Source organism: Paenibacillus sp. L3-i20 (assembly GCF_022180385.2).
Lineage (GTDB): Bacteria > Bacillota > Bacilli > Paenibacillales > Paenibacillaceae > Pristimantibacillus.
Genome location: NZ_BQME02000002.1, coordinates 1,261,766 through 1,278,889 on the forward strand (window position 1 = coordinate 1,261,766; position 17,124 = coordinate 1,278,889).

The 17,124-nt window shown below is 41.2% G+C and carries 17 protein-coding genes; 8 read left to right on the forward strand and 9 right to left on the reverse strand.

Annotation, left to right across the window (positions count from 1 at the left end; all coding sequences use genetic code 11):
* Positions 1-4: 4 nt before the first annotated feature.
* A complete protein-coding gene (locus MFF31_RS19370) occupies positions 5-334 on the reverse strand; it encodes a DMT family transporter (protein WP_282570536.1) in 330 nt (109 codons plus the stop codon).
* Positions 331-888 (reverse strand): TetR/AcrR family transcriptional regulator, encoded by a 558-nt coding sequence (locus tag MFF31_RS19375; RefSeq protein WP_238190145.1) that lies wholly within the window; start codon positions 886-888, stop codon positions 331-333. Before MFF31_RS19375 ends, MFF31_RS19370 begins: the two co-directional genes overlap by 4 nt.
* Positions 889-1,060: 172 nt before the next feature.
* Here MFF31_RS19375 and MFF31_RS19380 point away from each other — a divergent pair, with 172 nt between their 5' ends.
* The 4 genes from MFF31_RS19380 to MFF31_RS19395 all read left to right on the forward strand — a co-directional run bounded on the left by MFF31_RS19380 (position 1,061) and on the right by MFF31_RS19395 (position 6,085).
* Entirely contained in the window at positions 1,061-2,314 is a 1,254-nt protein-coding gene (locus MFF31_RS19380) for a serine hydrolase domain-containing protein (RefSeq protein ID WP_238190146.1), read from the forward strand.
* A 94-nt stretch (positions 2,315-2,408) separates the two neighbouring features.
* Positions 2,409-3,509, forward strand: coding sequence for a nitric oxide synthase oxygenase (locus MFF31_RS19385; protein WP_238190147.1), 1,101 nt, complete (start codon positions 2,409-2,411; stop codon positions 3,507-3,509).
* A 514-nt stretch (positions 3,510-4,023) separates the two neighbouring features.
* Positions 4,024-5,370: a lytic polysaccharide monooxygenase gene (locus MFF31_RS19390; protein WP_238190148.1), complete on the forward strand. Its 1,347-nt coding sequence runs from the start codon at positions 4,024-4,026 to the stop codon at positions 5,368-5,370.
* A gap of 268 nt (positions 5,371-5,638) precedes the next feature.
* A complete protein-coding gene (locus MFF31_RS19395; RefSeq protein WP_238190149.1) occupies positions 5,639-6,085 on the forward strand; it encodes a hypothetical protein in 447 nt (148 codons plus the stop codon).
* A 99-nt stretch (positions 6,086-6,184) separates the two neighbouring features.
* Here the strand turns inward: MFF31_RS19395 and MFF31_RS19400 are convergent, their stop codons facing one another.
* Both MFF31_RS19400 and MFF31_RS19405 read right to left on the reverse strand, forming a co-directional pair.
* Entirely contained in the window at positions 6,185-6,514 is a 330-nt protein-coding gene (locus MFF31_RS19400) for an antibiotic biosynthesis monooxygenase (protein WP_238190150.1), read from the reverse strand.
* Between the two features lie 125 nt (positions 6,515-6,639).
* Positions 6,640-6,828 (reverse strand): hypothetical protein, encoded by a 189-nt coding sequence (locus MFF31_RS19405; protein ID WP_238190151.1) that lies wholly within the window; start codon positions 6,826-6,828, stop codon positions 6,640-6,642.
* A gap of 153 nt (positions 6,829-6,981) precedes the next feature.
* Here MFF31_RS19405 and MFF31_RS19410 point away from each other — a divergent pair, with 153 nt between their 5' ends.
* The 3 genes from MFF31_RS19410 (at position 6,982) to MFF31_RS19420 (ending at position 9,864) form a co-directional block, all read left to right on the forward strand.
* Positions 6,982-7,848: a class I SAM-dependent methyltransferase gene (locus tag MFF31_RS19410; protein WP_238190152.1), complete on the forward strand. Its 867-nt coding sequence runs from the start codon at positions 6,982-6,984 to the stop codon at positions 7,846-7,848.
* Entirely contained in the window at positions 7,848-8,555 is a 708-nt protein-coding gene (locus MFF31_RS19415) for an RluA family pseudouridine synthase (RefSeq protein ID WP_238190153.1), read from the forward strand. Before MFF31_RS19410 ends, MFF31_RS19415 begins: the two co-directional genes overlap by 1 nt.
* A 61-nt stretch (positions 8,556-8,616) precedes the next feature.
* Complete coding sequence (locus MFF31_RS19420; RefSeq protein WP_238190155.1) at positions 8,617-9,864, forward strand: CapA family protein; 1,248 nt, start codon at positions 8,617-8,619, stop codon at positions 9,862-9,864.
* Between the two features lie 54 nt (positions 9,865-9,918).
* On the opposite strand, the gene MFF31_RS19425 is transcribed toward MFF31_RS19420, so the two are convergent.
* A complete protein-coding gene (locus MFF31_RS19425) occupies positions 9,919-10,323 on the reverse strand; it encodes a MarR family winged helix-turn-helix transcriptional regulator (protein ID WP_238190157.1) in 405 nt (134 codons plus the stop codon).
* A gap of 212 nt (positions 10,324-10,535) precedes the next feature.
* Between MFF31_RS19425 and MFF31_RS19430 the strand changes: the two genes are divergently transcribed.
* Positions 10,536-10,703: a hypothetical protein gene (locus MFF31_RS19430; RefSeq protein WP_238190158.1), complete on the forward strand. Its 168-nt coding sequence runs from the start codon at positions 10,536-10,538 to the stop codon at positions 10,701-10,703.
* Here MFF31_RS19430 and gyrA read toward each other — a convergent pair.
* From gyrA to MFF31_RS19450, 4 genes are read right to left on the reverse strand one after another with little or no spacing between them, the layout of a single operon-like run.
* Positions 10,684-13,146, reverse strand: coding sequence for a DNA gyrase subunit A (gene gyrA, locus MFF31_RS19435; protein WP_238190160.1), 2,463 nt, complete (start codon positions 13,144-13,146; stop codon positions 10,684-10,686). The genes MFF31_RS19430 and gyrA overlap by 20 nt on opposite strands.
* A 12-nt stretch (positions 13,147-13,158) precedes the next feature.
* A complete protein-coding gene (parE, locus tag MFF31_RS19440; RefSeq protein ID WP_238190162.1) occupies positions 13,159-15,129 on the reverse strand; it encodes a DNA topoisomerase IV subunit B in 1,971 nt (656 codons plus the stop codon).
* A gap of 54 nt (positions 15,130-15,183) precedes the next feature.
* The gene (locus MFF31_RS19445) at positions 15,184-16,170 is read right to left on the reverse strand and encodes an ABC transporter permease (protein ID WP_238190164.1); all 987 of its coding nucleotides are present in this window, start codon (positions 16,168-16,170) and stop codon (positions 15,184-15,186) included.
* The gene (locus tag MFF31_RS19450; protein ID WP_238190166.1) at positions 16,163-17,122 is read right to left on the reverse strand and encodes an ABC transporter ATP-binding protein; all 960 of its coding nucleotides are present in this window, start codon (positions 17,120-17,122) and stop codon (positions 16,163-16,165) included. Before MFF31_RS19450 ends, MFF31_RS19445 begins: the two co-directional genes overlap by 8 nt.
* Between the last annotated feature and the right edge of the window lie 2 nt (positions 17,123-17,124).

Below are 17,124 nucleotides of genomic sequence, written 5' to 3' on the forward strand. Positions count from 1 at the left end.
CCTTCTAGGCTGAACTACCCGTAGATAGCTTCATAATAATGACACCTGCAATAATAAGCACCAGCCCGAGTGCCTTTTTTACATTAAAGTTTTCCTTCCATACGAACACACCAATCATTGCTGTCAGAGCCGTTCCTACCCCAGACCAAATCGCATAAGCAACTCCAAGCGGCAATTCCTTTAACGATTGCGATAAGAAATAAAACGCTGAGCCCATCCCAATAACAACAGCTATAGACGGCATCCATTTTGAAAAACCTTTTGACATCTTTAACATCGAACTTCCGAATACTTCACTTACGATTGCAATAGCTAATAACAGATATGAATTCAAGCTTCATTCCTCCTAATCCGTGTCATACTCATTAATCGAGACATGACTTCCTCAAGCAGTTCCTTATTTAATGGTTCAATCTTATAAAGTACCGAATAATACATCCCATCAATGGTAAGTCTGATGATGCTTACTGTTGCAGGATCAAGATCATCAGAATCCAACCTTCTTAACAAATAGGAGTAATTGTGGGACATGCTTTCAACAATAAATGGCTGCAACAACGTAGCAGACATTACACCTACGGTTAAGGCAGCATTTTGCTCCAAATCAACTCTTGATGCTTGAATATATGCACGGCACCATTTGCCACTCTCGTCAGGATCATTTTGGGCGAATGAATCAAACAACGCATTAAACTGTTCGAAAATGTAAAGAGTCAGCCCCTTTAGCAACTCTTCTTTATTTGGAAAATGATACAGCAGTCCACCTTTGCTAACCCCCGCTTCCTTGGCAACTGCATCAAGCGTTAGCGATTGGAAATCTTCAGTTAATATAAACTTCGTGGCAGATTCTAATATGTGTTTCCGTTTTAACGTTGCTTTCGAATCCAAAAAGCTCACCTCATTTACTGTACCGTCTGGACGGTTTTTTATTATTTTACTATCCAGATAATTTAAATGTCAACCTCACTACTCTATCGATAATTGGTGCATACACAAAACCGTCAATGTGAACCATTTTAAAAATATGCTAAAATAGCCCCTTAAAGGAGGTATGTCAACAATGACATCTGTATCTAATCGAATTAAAACCTATATGGAGCAATATATAGACAGTTGGCCTTTCAGCGGAACGATTCTAGTCGCTCAAGAAGGCGAGATATTGTATAAATTAGCTCACGGACATGCAAACATTGAACATGAAGTAATTAACTCACCTACAACGAAATTTGGAATATGGTCCATTACTAAGTCATTTACAGCAATGGCAATTATGATGTTGGCCCAGCAAAAGCTTCTCCGGCTAGATGATCCTCTGAGTGATTATTTGCCAGCATTCAAAAAGGTTGAAATGATAACGATCCGTCATTTGATGCAGCATGAATCCGGGCTCGTCAATTCTACAAACTTACCCGAATACAACGCTAATTTGAATAAATGGCCGCTTTCACGTGAACAATTTCTATCTGTTATCTTGGAATATCCACTCGACTTTTCGCCTGGTTCACAGTTTTCCTACAACAATACTGGTTATTATTTACTCGGAATTATTATTGAAAAGCTGTCCGGTCTGACCTTCGAGCAGTTTGTTACAAATCGAATACTCGAGCCGCTTGGCATGACAAATACGGGGATGAATGATAGTCGGCGCTTGATTTCCGGACTTGCTTCTTCCTACGACTCATCCGGATATGAACCTGTTCCATCTGAATTTATTGATATGTACGCTATCTCCTCTGCAGGCTGTATGTATTCAACTATCGAAGATCTTTATAAGTGGGATCAAGCGTTTTATTCCAGCCAACTACTATCACAAGAAGTGTTACATGAAACGTTTCATTCGGATAATGCCAAATATGGACTTGGTTGGTTTTTGGATGAATGTAATAATCAAAAACGAATTTATCATGGCGGGGCGTATCGAGGTTATCGAAGTGAGTTGCACCGTTACCCGCAATCTAAAGTGACTGTCATAATTTTAACAAATTATGACTTTGTTCCTGTAACGATGTTAGCTGAAGTTCTTGCTGGTATTGTCTTTGGTGAAGATGTGACTGTACCTCAGCTGCCTCAATCATTTTCGCTAAGTCCAGAAAAAATAAATGAATTCATAGGGACATATGAAGGATTCGGTTGTAAAGCAGTTGTAGAGCGTGATGGAGATGATTTACTTTTCGTATGGAATGATCGAATTTCGAACCCGATTTATCCCATATCAGACACTATATTTCAGCACAAATGGACAAACAAATCTTATTCATTTAAATACAAACCTGATGGAACACTCTCTTTTCTAGGACTAATAAAGACCGAGTAACGATATTTTTTATTTTGTTCACAAGTGATAGGATTGAACATCGTTCTGAGTTGATATAATATACCCATCGACATACGGAAACAGGTGACCGTCCATGCAACATACAATCGAACAACCGAGCATACTAGTGGCAGCTGCCGATTTCATCTCCAGATGCTACTCAGAATTAGGGAAAACTCAGATAGATATAGATGAGCGTATTAACCAAATCAAACACGACATTCAAATGAATGGCTATTATGACCATACTTTTGAAGAGCTTAGCTATGGAGCTAAGATGGCATGGCGGAACAGTAACCGCTGCATTGGCAGACTCTTTTGGGATAGCTTAACTGTTGTGGATGCACGGGAGGTGAATACAGTAGATGGAATGGCTAACGTTCTATTTGAACATATTTCAGTCGCTTCGAATGGTGGAAAGATTCGTCCACTTATTACTGTATTCTCCCCTGTCAAAAGTAATCATGTCTCAACGGGACCACGAATATGGAATCATCAATTAATACGATATGCAGGCTACGTAATGGATGATGGAACAATTGTAGGAGATGCTGCATCCATATCATTTACGGAAACATGTATAGCTTTAGGTTGGAAAGGTGCCGGAACTGCCTTTGATGTTTTGCCGCTCGTTTTAAGTGTGGATGGAAAAGCGCCAACCTTTTTTGATATTCCGAAAGAGCTTGTTTTGGAAGTTCAGATCACTCATCCTGAAATAACTAATTTTGAATCACTTGAATTGAAGTGGTACGCCGTTCCACTTGTATCTGATATGATGCTTGAGATCGGTGGGATTTACTATTCTGCCGCACCCTTTAATGGATGGTATATGGGTACAGAAATTGGTGCTCGCAATCTAGCAGATGAACATCGGTACAATCAACTCCCAAATGTAGCTAAACTAATGGGCCTCGATACGTTTAAAGCTTCAACGTTGTGGAAAGATAAAGCGCTTGTTGAACTTAATGTAGCTGTTCTCCACTCTTTCAAAATTCAAGGTATTACGATAGTTGATCATCATACGGCTGCTCAGCAATTTATGAGATTCGAAAAAAATGAAGCTCTAAACAACAGGGAAGTAACGGGCAGATGGTCTTGGCTTGTTCCACCGCTATCCCCTGCCACAACTCATATCTTTCACAGTACGTATAAAGATGTCATCGTTTCCCCACAATTTTTGCACCGTTCGAAATAGAGGTTCTTTGAACCTCTATAAAATCCTTTTTTCTTCTCTCTTAAAGATCAAAACACAAATAAAATGCAGCTTTATGTTGTCGAATTTGATATTTCTTCCGTATTTATTATCATTTTCACGGAGTATTCAGAGACAAAGTGTAATTTTTTTGATTTTTAGCTTCCTTTTTCTATCAATTTCCTCTATACTAAACACATTCAACAGCATTTGATATTTATTCCACTCGCCTCTCGATCGATCTCCATGAGAACGTTTACATCTACTGCAAGCTTTCTAATCTGCGAAAAAGAATCATCTCAATTCCAACCCAACTTAGACTTTTACTATCTCCCTTGTGTATAGGCTCATCTGAGTTTATATAAATTTTATTTGTGGAAGGAGCATAACAATTCGTTCGTTTGTTGACTCATTATCACACTCTATACGAAAGGAGAACCATTTAAGTTTTTTTAAAAAGGTCGATAATTGTAAGCGTTAACAAAATAATAAAAACTATTTGGGAGGTTTATTTGTTATGACAATCCTTAATTCTCCACGTCAATTTATTATTAAAGCTTTAATTGCGAGTGGTTCTTTAATCGTTTTATTAGCATGTTTGACAGTTTTCGCTGATAGAGTATCCGCACATGGATATGTAGATTCTCCTGGTAGTCGAGCAATACTATGTAAGCAAGGGCTCAATACAGACTGTGGAAATATAGTATACGAACCGCAAAGTTTAGAAACGCTAAAAGGTTTCCCAGCTGCTGGTCCAGCTGATGGAACAATCGCAAGTGCAGGTGGACTTTATCCTAAACTTGACGAGCAATCCAGCACACGTTGGAGTAAGGTACCAATGGTAGGTGGACAGCAAACGTTTACGTGGAAGTTCACTGCTAATCATGCTACTTCCAAATTCCATTACTATATCACGAAACAAAACTGGGACCCTAACGCTCCACTTACTCGTAACCAGTTCGATCTAACTCCGTTCTGTACTGTAAATTATGGTGGCGTTCAGCCTCCAATGACTTATTCCCATAATTGTAATGTTCCAACTGATCGTACAGGCTATCATGTCATTCTAGCGGTTTGGGATGTTTCGAACACAGTTAATGGTTTCTATAACGCAATTGATGTTAATTTCCCATCTGGTCCAGTTGACACAACTGCTCCAACTGCTCCTGCAACTTTAAGCGCTTCCAATGTAGGTTCAACTAGCGCTTCCCTTGCATGGACAGCTTCCACAGACGCTAATGGCATTTCTAATTACAAAATCTACAACGGTACTACCCTTCTTGCAACTGTGCCAGGTAATGTGACCAGCTACAATTTGACTGGGCTAGTCTCTAGCACTAGTTATGCATTAAAAGTGAGCGCAACTGATCCATCAGGAAACACATCGGCAGCAAGTAATACCGTTAATATCACTACTACTGCTGTTGTAGCTGATACTGTTGCTCCATCCGCTCCTCCAGCACTGCATGTGATGGGAGCTCCAACTTCCACTAGCATTTGGCTTATGTGGAGTGCTTCTACTGATAATGTAGGGGTTCAAAGCTACCGTGTTTACCGTGGAACTACCTTAGTAGCTACGGTTTCTGGATCAACTTTAGATTATGTTGTAAATGGACTGACTCCTTCTACTACTTATACTTACACTGTAAAAGCAGTTGATGCTGCGGGTAATGAATCAGCAGCTAGCAATGTAAGTGGTACAACAGCTGCTGCTCCAACACAACCAGCATGGGCTGCTGGAGTTGCTTATACTACTGGTACTAAAGTATCTTACAATGGTGTTGTTTATGAGTGCAGACAGAACCATACTTCACTTGTAGGCTGGGAGCCAGCAAATGTAGCATCACTATGGAAAGTAGTATAATAGACTCATTATAAAGGCAAAGCCCTTGGTGCAGCGATGCATTACAAGGGCTTTTTTATTGACAAATTTACAGTAATAAATGGATAACTGGTATGAAAAACATTCTATTAGACGACAAAAATCATCTAAATACGAGCTCATTCGACAAACTATTTTATTGTTTTAATTTTTCTCATTTTTTTCATTTACAAATGTTGTTACTTTAGGTATAGTTCTTTATTAAGAACTCATTTGTTCTTATATTATGCCATTTTGGGAGAGATTCCTAATGAAGATGTTGAAAAAAGTAGTAAGCTTAACTCTACTACTAGCATTACTGGCTTTCCCTGCATCAGCCTTTGCTTCCAACTATTCTGATGATTACGGTGTTGAAAGCAAAAAAGGTTTTTTCTCTACCATCTTCTCTTTCTTTGGCGGATCATCTAATGACAACCAAGAGATTAATTATTCAAAGTACAGTAATGATGGGGACAAAGATCGAGACAGAGACGATGACTGGGATGACGACAGTGACGACGACAAAGATGATGACAGAGATGACGACGATGATAACAACTATTGTAAAAACAAAAAAGATCGTTTCTGGGATTGGTTCAGCAAAAAAGGGCGCGATGATGATTGTGATGACGATGATGATGATGACGACGATGACGACGATGATGATGACGATGATCCAGATTCATTCAAAATTTGGAAAAAGTATTACGGTTATTGATTCGGGTTTTCTAAACACATAAAAACAAGAAAAGGGCTTTCTCAGGTTAATAAACCATTCGAGAAGGCCCTTCAACTATGTACTTCAGCTGCAATTTTTCTATGCCTGTGTTACTTCTTTTGCATTTACGACTTTTGCATCATACATCTTAACCGATGAGCTGATTAGATAGCTCGGTGTCTCTGCTCCACGATTTTCACGATGACCAGCTAAATGAACAGGATCTTTTTCCCAATTTTTCCATGCATCCTCAGACTCCCAACGAATCATTGCGATAACTTCCTCGGAATCTTTATTTTTTCTACTTACCATAACAGTACGATCTATTAAACCAGGCATTGTATCAATATGGCCAGCTTCGCCGAATCTACCTGCTACTTGTTCTGCATTACCCGGATGTACTACGATTGTTCTTATTTGTATAAACAAATGAAGTTCCTCCTATATACAATTATTTACTCTTCAACATCATATCGATAACGATTATCAATGTCAACTTTTGCTATTGAAAAAATCTATATTGAATAGCTGCTTTATTGACTACTTATTCATATTTATTCATACTTTTTCAGGCGATAACGATACCCGCAAAAGGAACAACGGAACACGATACTATCTTCGCCGATAATAAAGGTAAAACGATCATCATCTTCCATTTCAATAAATTCTCTGCCATGCTCATCGCGATCTCCTGTACCGAACAATCCCGTTCGATTGCCGCATTCACATTCCATATGCATCATCTCATTTATCCACCTTTTTCCGATTAATCTTAATGCTGCGAAATAATACCGCTAACTATTCGTATGTTTCGTTGATTACTTATCCTCGCTTCGTTATAATAAGCGATGACATTAATACATGACAAGACTTGCGTCTAGGAAGGATTTTTTAATATGTACTTAGCAGATAAATGGAATGACTACGAGGTAATTGATACAGGTGAAGGCGATAAGCTGGAGCGCTGGGGTAAATATATTTTACGCCGTCCAGATCCGCAAATTATTTGGCCCATCGCAGATGAATCAGAGCACTGGAACAATGTAAACGGACATTACATCCGCAGCACTTCTGGTGGAGGACAATGGAATATGGCTACAAAGCTTCCTGAAAGATGGACAATCACTTATGGAGAATTGAAATTTCATATTAAGCCTACAAATTTCAAGCATACGGGTCTATTCCCTGAGCAAGCGGTCAATTGGAGCTGGATGATGGATAAAATCCGTAATGCCGGTCGTCCGATACGTGTTCTGAATTTGTTTGCATACTCTGGAGGTGCTACAGTTGCAGCTGCGGCTGCTGGTGCAGACGTCTGCCATGTCGATGCAGCTAAAGGAATGATTCAGTGGGCAAAGGAAAATGCACAGCTATCTGGCCTTGAGTCTGCTCCAATCCGATATATTACCGACGATGTGTTTAAGTTTGTTCAACGTGAGCAGCGCCGCGGACGTCAATATGATGCAATCATTATGGACCCTCCTTCCTATGGACGTGGTCCTAACGGCGAGACGTGGAAGCTTGAAGAAAACTTATATCCATTTCTGCAAACTTGCACATCCATTCTTTCTGATAATCCATTGTTCCTACTAATCAATTCATATACAACAGGATTATCCCCGTCTGTTCTTCATAATCTGCTTCATATGACGATGAAGTCGAAGTTTGGCGGAGAAATTAATTGTGGGGAAATTGGATTGCCGATAACGAAGTCTGGTCTTAATTTGCCTTGTGGAATACTTGGGCGCTGGGAGTCAAATTAATGCCTATTAGCGTATTGTTCGAGGATAATCATTTGCTTGCTGTTGTGAAGCCTCCTGGCATACCATCACAAGAGGACGAAACGGGTGATCCCGATATGCTGACACTTCTTAAGGAAGATCTAAAAGAGCGTCATCAAAAGCCCGGCAACGTCTTCTTAGGACTCGTACATCGGCTAGATCGTCCCGTTGGTGGAGCAATGATCTTTGCAAAGACTTCTAAGGCTGCCTCCAGGCTGTCTGAGGCGGTTCGCAGTCGTACCTTTGGCAAAACCTACATCTGTGTCGTTCAAGGCTCTCCGGTCAAGCTAGAAGCCCGTTTGACGCATTATATCCGCAAGGATCAGAAGCGAAATCAAGTAACTGTCTTTAATAAGCCAACTGAAGACGCCAAAGAAGCGATACTTTCCTACTCTGTAATTGCAAGCTCTGATCGTTTCAGTTTAATTGCAGTGCAACTTCATACGGGAAGACCTCATCAAATTAGAGCACAATTTGCGCATATTGGTTGTCCTCTAATCGGGGACCTTAAATATGGCGCTGCGAAGCGGAACGACGTAATCGATATTGCGTTATGGTCGACTTCCGTTACAGTTCCACATCCTGTTACAAAAGAAGCATTAACCTTTTGCTCCATACCAGAGCATGTTATACCTTGGAGCTGGTGGCAAACGAACCAACTCCAATCCGCAGCTAATCACTATATCTAAATCGTACAGAAAAGCCACTCCGTCGCCTTCTGTATTATTATGAGAGGACGAACATGTTGAGATGCGCCATAAAAAAACGAGGATTACTTTACTTATTGGATTAAGTCTAGCTTCCATTGCTTTAATTGCTTTTCTCATTTTTCCTAATCTACAAGATGGCTTCTCATTATCGAAAGAAAGCACGCCTGATAATTCACAGTTAATAACCGAAACTTCGCAAAATCAAGAAACGGCTATTGCAGTAACACCTACACCATCTCCTTCAACACCACAATTTGTAGAGGCAGTATGGTTAGGAGTAGGTGATATTATGAGCCACACACCGCAATTGCCAGGTGCTTATAATGAAGTTGAGAAAAAGTATAACTTCAACCCTTACTTTGCAGAAGTAAAGCCGATTTTAGAGCAAGGTGACTGGGTAATGGCTAATTTAGAGACACCTATTGCTGGCAAAGAATTTGGTTATACTGGCTACCCTACTTTTAATGCACCAATTGAACTCGCAGAAGCATTAAAAAATGCTGGTTTTAATCTCTTCTCTACTGCAAACAATCACTCCCTCGATAAAGGTGAACGAGGATTGCTTCGTACATTAGAGCACTTAAAATCGCTGGACCTACAAGCGATCGGCACAGCTTCTTCACAAGAGGAAGCCGACTCGTTAATCATTTCCGAAAAAAATGGAATCAAAATGGGTCTGCTTTCTTACACCTATGGTACGAATGGTATTCCCATTCCGGAAGGCAAACCGTATTTGGTTGCACTGATTGACGAAGAGAAGATTAAAAAAGATATCAAACGGTTAAAAGAAGGCGGAGCTGATCTCGTAACTGTGGCGCTGCATTTCGGTGCTGAATACCAAACAACTCCAAATGAAGAGCAGAAGCAGTTAGCTAGAGCACTTGTAGCTGCTGGAGCTGACATAATAGCTGGCTCACATCCGCATGTGATTCAGCCATACGAAGTTATTGAAACTATCGACGAAAAAGGAAACAATAAGTCAGCACTTATCATTTATTCAATGGGAAATTTCATCTCCAATCAACGTGGTGAATCGAAAGATTATGGCGTTATTTTTAAAGTTAACGTTCGCAAAAATATGACTGAAGGCACGATTGAGCTTACTGAAGTGGAAGCTATCCCGACATGGGTACATCGTTATAAACCGGATAAATCATTCCGCTATCGTATTCTACCTGTAGAGGAAACATTAGCACAAGCTAATGACAAACTTCTAAAAGCAAGTGATTATAAAGCGATGAAAACGGATTTTGAGATGCTTAAAGCTCGACTTGATTCAATGAAATAATATACAGTTGAAACAACAGCCGCTTCCTAATAAGGAAAGCGGCTGTTGTTTCATTTATGTATTGGCTACTTTTCCCAAAAGATAAACGAGAAGCTGTTGATTATGTGAGGATATACGATCTAAAGAATGCTCAATCAGATTGCCACGAATGGTTCTCCCCCGCTCCGCTTCTGCTTTTCCTTTGTGTGACACAGAAATCCAAACAATTCTGCGATCATTAACGTCTCTCGTTCGTTCAATGAGCTCATTTCGTTCCATTCTGTCTAGCAAAGTTGTTATCGCTGCGGGTGTCGTAGATAAATATTGAATCAAATCAGACGGCTTCTTTGGCTGTGAATCAAGCAGCAATTCTAAAACGTTCAACTGTCCCTCTGTGAGCGGAGCAAGCGACTGCTCTAGACTAATCTTCCACTCACGTGTTAGCTTTGTCCACAATCGAGTAAAATCTTCAGAAATCAAACTCCCCACCCGCTTCCTGTCAATTTTGGATTCTATCAGTCTATTATACCAATATCTAATGTCGAATTAAAGATTAATGCAATTAATAGTTTGTGCTATTAATCGCTATTATCTCGAACAGTTTGACAGCTTTAGACATATAATGAGGCGACTGCCCATACATGCGGACAGCGCAGCAATACAGAACGGCATGCCCAAGGAGCGTGATTCCTATGGACGATAGAAAAAATGAAATGATTAGGCGTATTCGCTCATATGGCATAATAAAAGACCCACAATGGCTAGATCGCCCTGACGGGCTAGTTCCATTGTGGGTCATGCTTGAAGTGTTATACGAAATCATTGAGCGTTTCGATCCGCCTAATCAGCCTTTTGATTAAGATCAGGTACAGTCCGAACAAATGTTGATGTTATAACATCGTTTTTGTCGACTGGGAAAAGCAGTCTGCCGATTGATTTACGTTCTTCGATTGGTGATTTCTCCGAATGAGCGATTAGCTTTCCGCCAGAAGCTGTAAGCGCAACAACTTCAATTGCTTTACGGCAATAGTATCCGGCTACAAGCTTGTCTCCGTTCGAGCGTACACGCTTGCCTTCTTTGAATTCAAATGTTTGAACACCTCTGCCGCCTCTACCTTGAATCGGATAATCTAGCAGTAAGGAACGTTTTGCGTGACCAATGTCGGAAATAACTAATACTTCTCCTTCATCATCAGCTACCCAGATCGCTGCAACGATTTCATCATCGTCACGGAGTTGCATTCCGCGCACGCCTGCTGCGACTCTGCCCATTGCATTAACTTCCGATTCCATGAATCGAATACTCATCCCATTTGAAGTGACAAGAAGTATATTTTTTGCACCATCGCTTGGGGTAACACTTATAATCTCGTCACCTTCTGCAACCTTGCAGGCTGCTACTGCCGTTGAACGAGTAGTCGCATACTCTTTAAGCTCTGAACGTTTCACTTGTCCACGCTTCGTAACAAATACGAGTGAAATATTCGGTTCATTCATATCTTTGACAGGTATGACGCTTATAATTGAATCATCTTTCGGAAGAGGGACAATGTTTACAATTGCAGTCCCAGTATCTTTCCATTTAAACTCAGGTATCTGATGCACAGGCAGCAAATAATATTGACCTTTACGTGTGAAAAGTAACAAATTATCTATCGTATTGACCTGCAGCAGGTCGCGGATGACGTCGCCTTCTTTTGCCCCCGCAGTGTCTAATTCGCCCCCGGAACGAGTGAAAGATAACATACTCGTACGTTTCACATAACCATCTTGGCTTAACGTTACAAGAACATCCTCTGGTGTGACAAGCACTTCCAGATTCACTTTCAATTCCTCAACCTCACCTTGAATACCTGAACGACGATCGATGCCAAAGCTATCGCGGATTTCCATCAACTCATCCTTGATAACTCCGATCAGCTTTTTCTCACTATCTAGTATCGATCGTAAGTAGGCAATTTTTTTCTGAGCCTCTTTGAGTTCCTTTTCTAACGAGGTAATCTCAAGATTCGTTAATCTATATAGTTGTAATGTTAAAATTGCATCTGCTTGCCGCTCCGAGAAACCAAATTTTGCGATTAAATTATTTTGAGCATCTGATCTATTTTTGGAAGCTTTTATCGTCGCGATCACTTCATCCAAAATGTTGAGTGCTTTAGCTAATCCTTCAACGACATGAGCGCGATCTTCCGCTTTCTCAAGCTCATATTTCGTACGCTCCGTAACAACTTCCTTCTGATGGGCGATATATGCAGCAAGCATAGGCATAAGACCAAGCTGTTGTGGCGCTTTATTGACGATAGCAACCATATTGAAATTATAAGTGACTTGAAGATCTGTTTTCTTCAACAAATAAGCCAGAATGCCACTAGCGTCAGCATCCTTCTTCAGTTCTACAACGATTCGCAAACCGTTACGTCCGCTCTCGTCTCTTACTTCGGCGATACCTTCCACCTTTTTCTCAAGACGAATCGTTTCCATTGCAGTCACTAAACGTGATTTGACGACTTGATAAGGAATTTCCGTTATAACAAGCTGCTGTCTGCCGCCTCTCATATCTTCTATCGCTGTTTTTGAACGAATGTATATACGGCCTTTACCTGTTGTATAGGCATCGCGAATACCTTCTTCACCCATAATAAGACCACCAGTTGGGAAGTCAGGGCCTTTTACAATACCCATAAGATCCTCAAGTTCCAAACTAGGTTTCAACATATAAGCGATACATGCGTCGATTACCTCCCTCAGGTTATGAGGAGGGATTTCTGTCGCAAACCCTGAAGAAATGCCGCTAACTCCGTTAACAAGCAAGTTGGGATAGCGAGAAGGCAACACGACAGGTTCTTTTGTTGTATTGTCAAAGTTATCTTTAAATAATACAGTTCGTTTATCGATATCACGTAGCAGCTCCAAAGCAATCTTGGACAAACGTGCCTCCGTGTAACGCATCGCTGCTGCCGGATCATCATCCTGCGAACCCCAGTTGCCGTGTCCATCCACAAGAGGATGACCCATCTTCCATGGCTGCGCCATCCGTACCATACCTTCATAAATCGAAGAGTCACCATGAGGATGGTAGTTACCCATTACGTCTCCAACCGTTTTGGCTGATTTCCGATATGGCTTGTCCGGAGTATTCCCTGAGTCATACATCGCATATAGGATGCGTCGTTGAACTGGCTTTAGGCCGTCACGAACATCGGGGATCGCGCGATCCTGTATAATATATTTTGAATAGCGTCCGAATCGATCACCTACGACCTCTTCCAGATACGCCGGTAAAAATTGTTCCAGAGTGCTCATGCTTGCTCCCCCCTACTCCACATATTCCGTAAAGTCCACATTTTCAATAATCCAGCGTTTACGTGGATCAACTTTATCTCCCATTAGCGTCGATACGCGGCGCTCCGCTTTAGCAGCATCCTCGATCTGAACTTGCAGAAGTGTACGGGATTCAGGATTCATCGTTGTTTCCCATAATTGATCAGGATTCATTTCACCTAGTCCCTTATAACGCTGTAACTCGTATCCTTTGCCATATTCCTTTAAATAATTTTGCAATTGCTCATCCGTCCAAGCGTATCGAATCGTCTCCAGCTTGCCGGATTTTCTCGTAATCTTATATAGAGGCGGTTGTGCAATATAAATGCGACCCGTATCAATTAGTGGCTTCATATATCGATAGAAAAACGTAAGAAGCAAAACCTGAATATGAGCACCATCTGTATCTGCATCCGTCATAATAATAATTTTGTTGTAGTTGCTTTCATCAGCTTCAAATTCTGATCCTACACCTGCACCAATCGCTGCAATGATAGCCTTATACTCGTCGTTTTTCAAAATATCAACCAGCTTCGCCTTTTCAGGGTTCATTGGCTTGCCCTTCAGAGGCAAAATAGCTTGATGCTTGGAGTCTCTGCCTTGCTTGGCAGAACCACCTGCTGAATCACCTTCTACAATAAATAGCTCGTTACGGGTATAATCTTTGGATTGAGCAGGCGTAAGCTTGCCGCCTAGGTTAGAGCTTTCACTTTTTTTCTTCCCGCTGCGAATTTCTTCACGTGCTTTTCTAGCCGCTTCGCGTGCTCTTGACGCTTGCACTGCTTTTTTTAGCAACGATTGTGCTACTTGTGGATTTTCCTCTAGAAAAACTTGCATTTTCTCTGTAACGACAGCATCAACAGCACTTCTTGCAGAAGCGCTTCCGAGCTGATCCTTCGTTTGCCCAACAAATTCTACTTCAGACATCTTAATATTAATGACAGCCATCATGCCTTCGCGTAGATCATTGCCTTCCAGGTTTTTGTCTTTCTCCTTTAGAAGCGCCGCCTTACGCGCATAATCGTTCATTACACGTGTGTAAGCTGTCTTAAAGCCCGTCTCATGCGTCCCGCCGCCACGAGTAGGGATTGAGTTAACAAAAGAAGCAAGCGTCTCCGTATACCCGTCGTTATACTGCATAGCGACCTCTACTTCGATATCGTCTCGTTCACCTGCGAAATGAATGACATCATGAAGGACCGTCTTATTTTCATTTAAAAATTGTACAAACTGACTTGCTCCGCCTTCATAATGAAATTGATCGCTCTTCCCGCTGCGATCATCTTTAATAACAACTCTAAGACCAGAGTTTAAGAAAGCAATCTCTTGCAGTCGTTCGGCAAGCGTATCGTAGTTGAAAGAAGTACCGTTTTGGAACACGCGAACATCTGGCTTGAATGTTACTCTAGTGCCCGTACGATTCGTATTACCTATTATCTCAAGGCCAGTAACCGGTTCTCCAACATGCTCTTTGCCTTTATCATCAATCCAATATTCAAACCGCATTTTATGTATTTTGTTATCGCGGAATATTTCTACCTCTAGCCATTCCGACAAAGCGTTCGTCACAGATGCACCTACTCCGTGCAAACCACCGGATTTCTTATATCCTCCACCGCCAAATTTTCCTCCAGCATGAAGAATAGTAAAAACGACTTGAGGGGTTGGAATACCGGTCTTATGCATACCCGTCGGAATTCCTCGTCCATTATCATGAATCGTAATCGATCCGTTTTTGTGCAAAGTTACTTCTATTGCAGAGCAAAACTTCGCCAAATGCTCATCCACCGCATTATCGACGATTTCCCATACCAAATGATGAAGTCCTGATGTACTGGTGCTGCCGATGTACATACCCGGACGTTTCCTTACAGCTGTCAAACCTTCAAGCACTTGTATATCATCGGCCTCATAGTTCCGGTCAGTGGCCGCTGGACTTGTAAAAATATCTATTTGCTCAGACATGAGCTTCCCCCAATCCATCTTTCGTAAATCTCATTGTCATATCTTCAAGCTATTTTAATTCAATATGTCCCCTTTCGTAAAGACACGAAACGAAACGATCAGTGCAGCTAACGCCCAAATCGCTAACACTATTAGTGAAAACGGGAGTGACATTCCGTCAATAGGCGGTGGTGATCCGTCCAAATATGCTGTCAGTTTCAAGTTGACGGAAAATAAATATTTGGCGCTCGTCCAGGATGAAGTCATTGAAGAAAGAATCGTTCCGGCAATAATTCCAGCCATCATTGTGACCATGCTGGCAGCAGTACTTCTAATCAAAACACTGACCATTAGTCCTAATATGGCAACCGTCATCGCAGCAAACCAACATAAACCTGCTTGCATAAGCAAGTATCGCCATTGTGGGATAATATGAACGCTAGAACTATCCACCATTGCTCCATGAACTTCGAATCCAGTAAAAACGGGAGCCGACCATCCACTATAACCAAAAACAAAGCCGGATATAAGGTAACATAATAATACGGTTATCGCAATGGTAAGCGAAACATATAAAGTTAGGGCACATAGCTTGCTCAGCAATATTTTCCACCGTCGCACTGGCCTAGTGAGCAACATCTTGATCGTTCCGCTTGTCTTTTCCCCGGATACGATATCCGACCCGAGAGATAAAATCAACATCGGGATAAATAGCGTAATTGAGTTGTCCAGAAACTCCCTTGTAAACGTTACGCCGCTTGGTTCACTCGGATTGACGTTATGGTCCAAATAATATTGAAGCTGCTGGACTGCGATTCGCCTGCTCCGCTTCCATTCCTCGGGGATTCGATCACTAGAAAGCGTATTTTCTATATCTGCAATTTGCTGCAGTACTCGATTGCGCCAATCCGAATAATGATCCGCATGATTCTTCACTACTTTATATTCGGCATAAGTGAACAATGGGATGAGTACTAGAAGAATTAGAATGACGACATAGAAACGTTTTTTCAGCCATAACTTTAATGTTTCATTTTGTATAAGTGCAAGCAGTCTATTCAAACGACTCACCCTCCGTTAGCGTAAGAAATAAGTCCTCCAGTGTAGGTTCGGCTTGATAAACAGCTTTAATGCCGATGCCTTGGCCAACTAATCGATCTACAGTGCTCGGAATATGATCATCACGCATTATCGTCGTTATAATCTCCTCTTGCTCACTGGAATGGGATGCCGATTCACTTTGATTTAAATCATCATTGTCCAATACGACTACGCTCGGATCTTGCTGCAAAACCTTCTTCCCATCTTCATGAGGCGCGAGCTTCCACTTTATATACCCTTTCGCCTGTTCCATTAACTCTTCCACCTTGCCGGCTGCAATTATTTTGCCTTTATCAATAATTACAACTTTGCCGCAAAGCATCTGGATTTCACTTAATAAATGACTGGAAATGAGCAGGCTTAACCCTTCGCTAGCTAATTGATGTACAAATGCTCTAAGTTCCTTAATTCCCTTCGGATCTAGTCCGTTTGTCGGTTCATCTAGTATGAGTAATTTCGGATGACCAAGCAGTGCTTGTGCAATTCCTAATCGTTGTCGCATACCAAGCGAATAAGTTTTCACCTTATCATGAATGCGGTCATTCAATTTCACTATGCTCGTCACTTCCTGGATGCGATCTGCATGAACACCATCCAGCATACGTGCGAATTGCTCTAAATTTTGCCAACCGGTTAGATAGCTGTACACTTCTGGATTTTCTACGATACAACCAACATGACGTAGTGCTTGTTCGGGTTGCTTTTTCACATCATAACCACAAATTAGAACATGACCACTCGTTGGTTTTATAAGATCCACCAACATTCGAATTGTCGTCGTTTTCCCCGCTCCATTAGGACCAAGAAAGCCGAATATTTCTCCAGCACTTATATCAAAATTGATATTCTCAACGATTGTTATTCCTCGAATTTTTTTGTGCAGTCCTCTTACAGATAAAACAGGCCCATTCATAT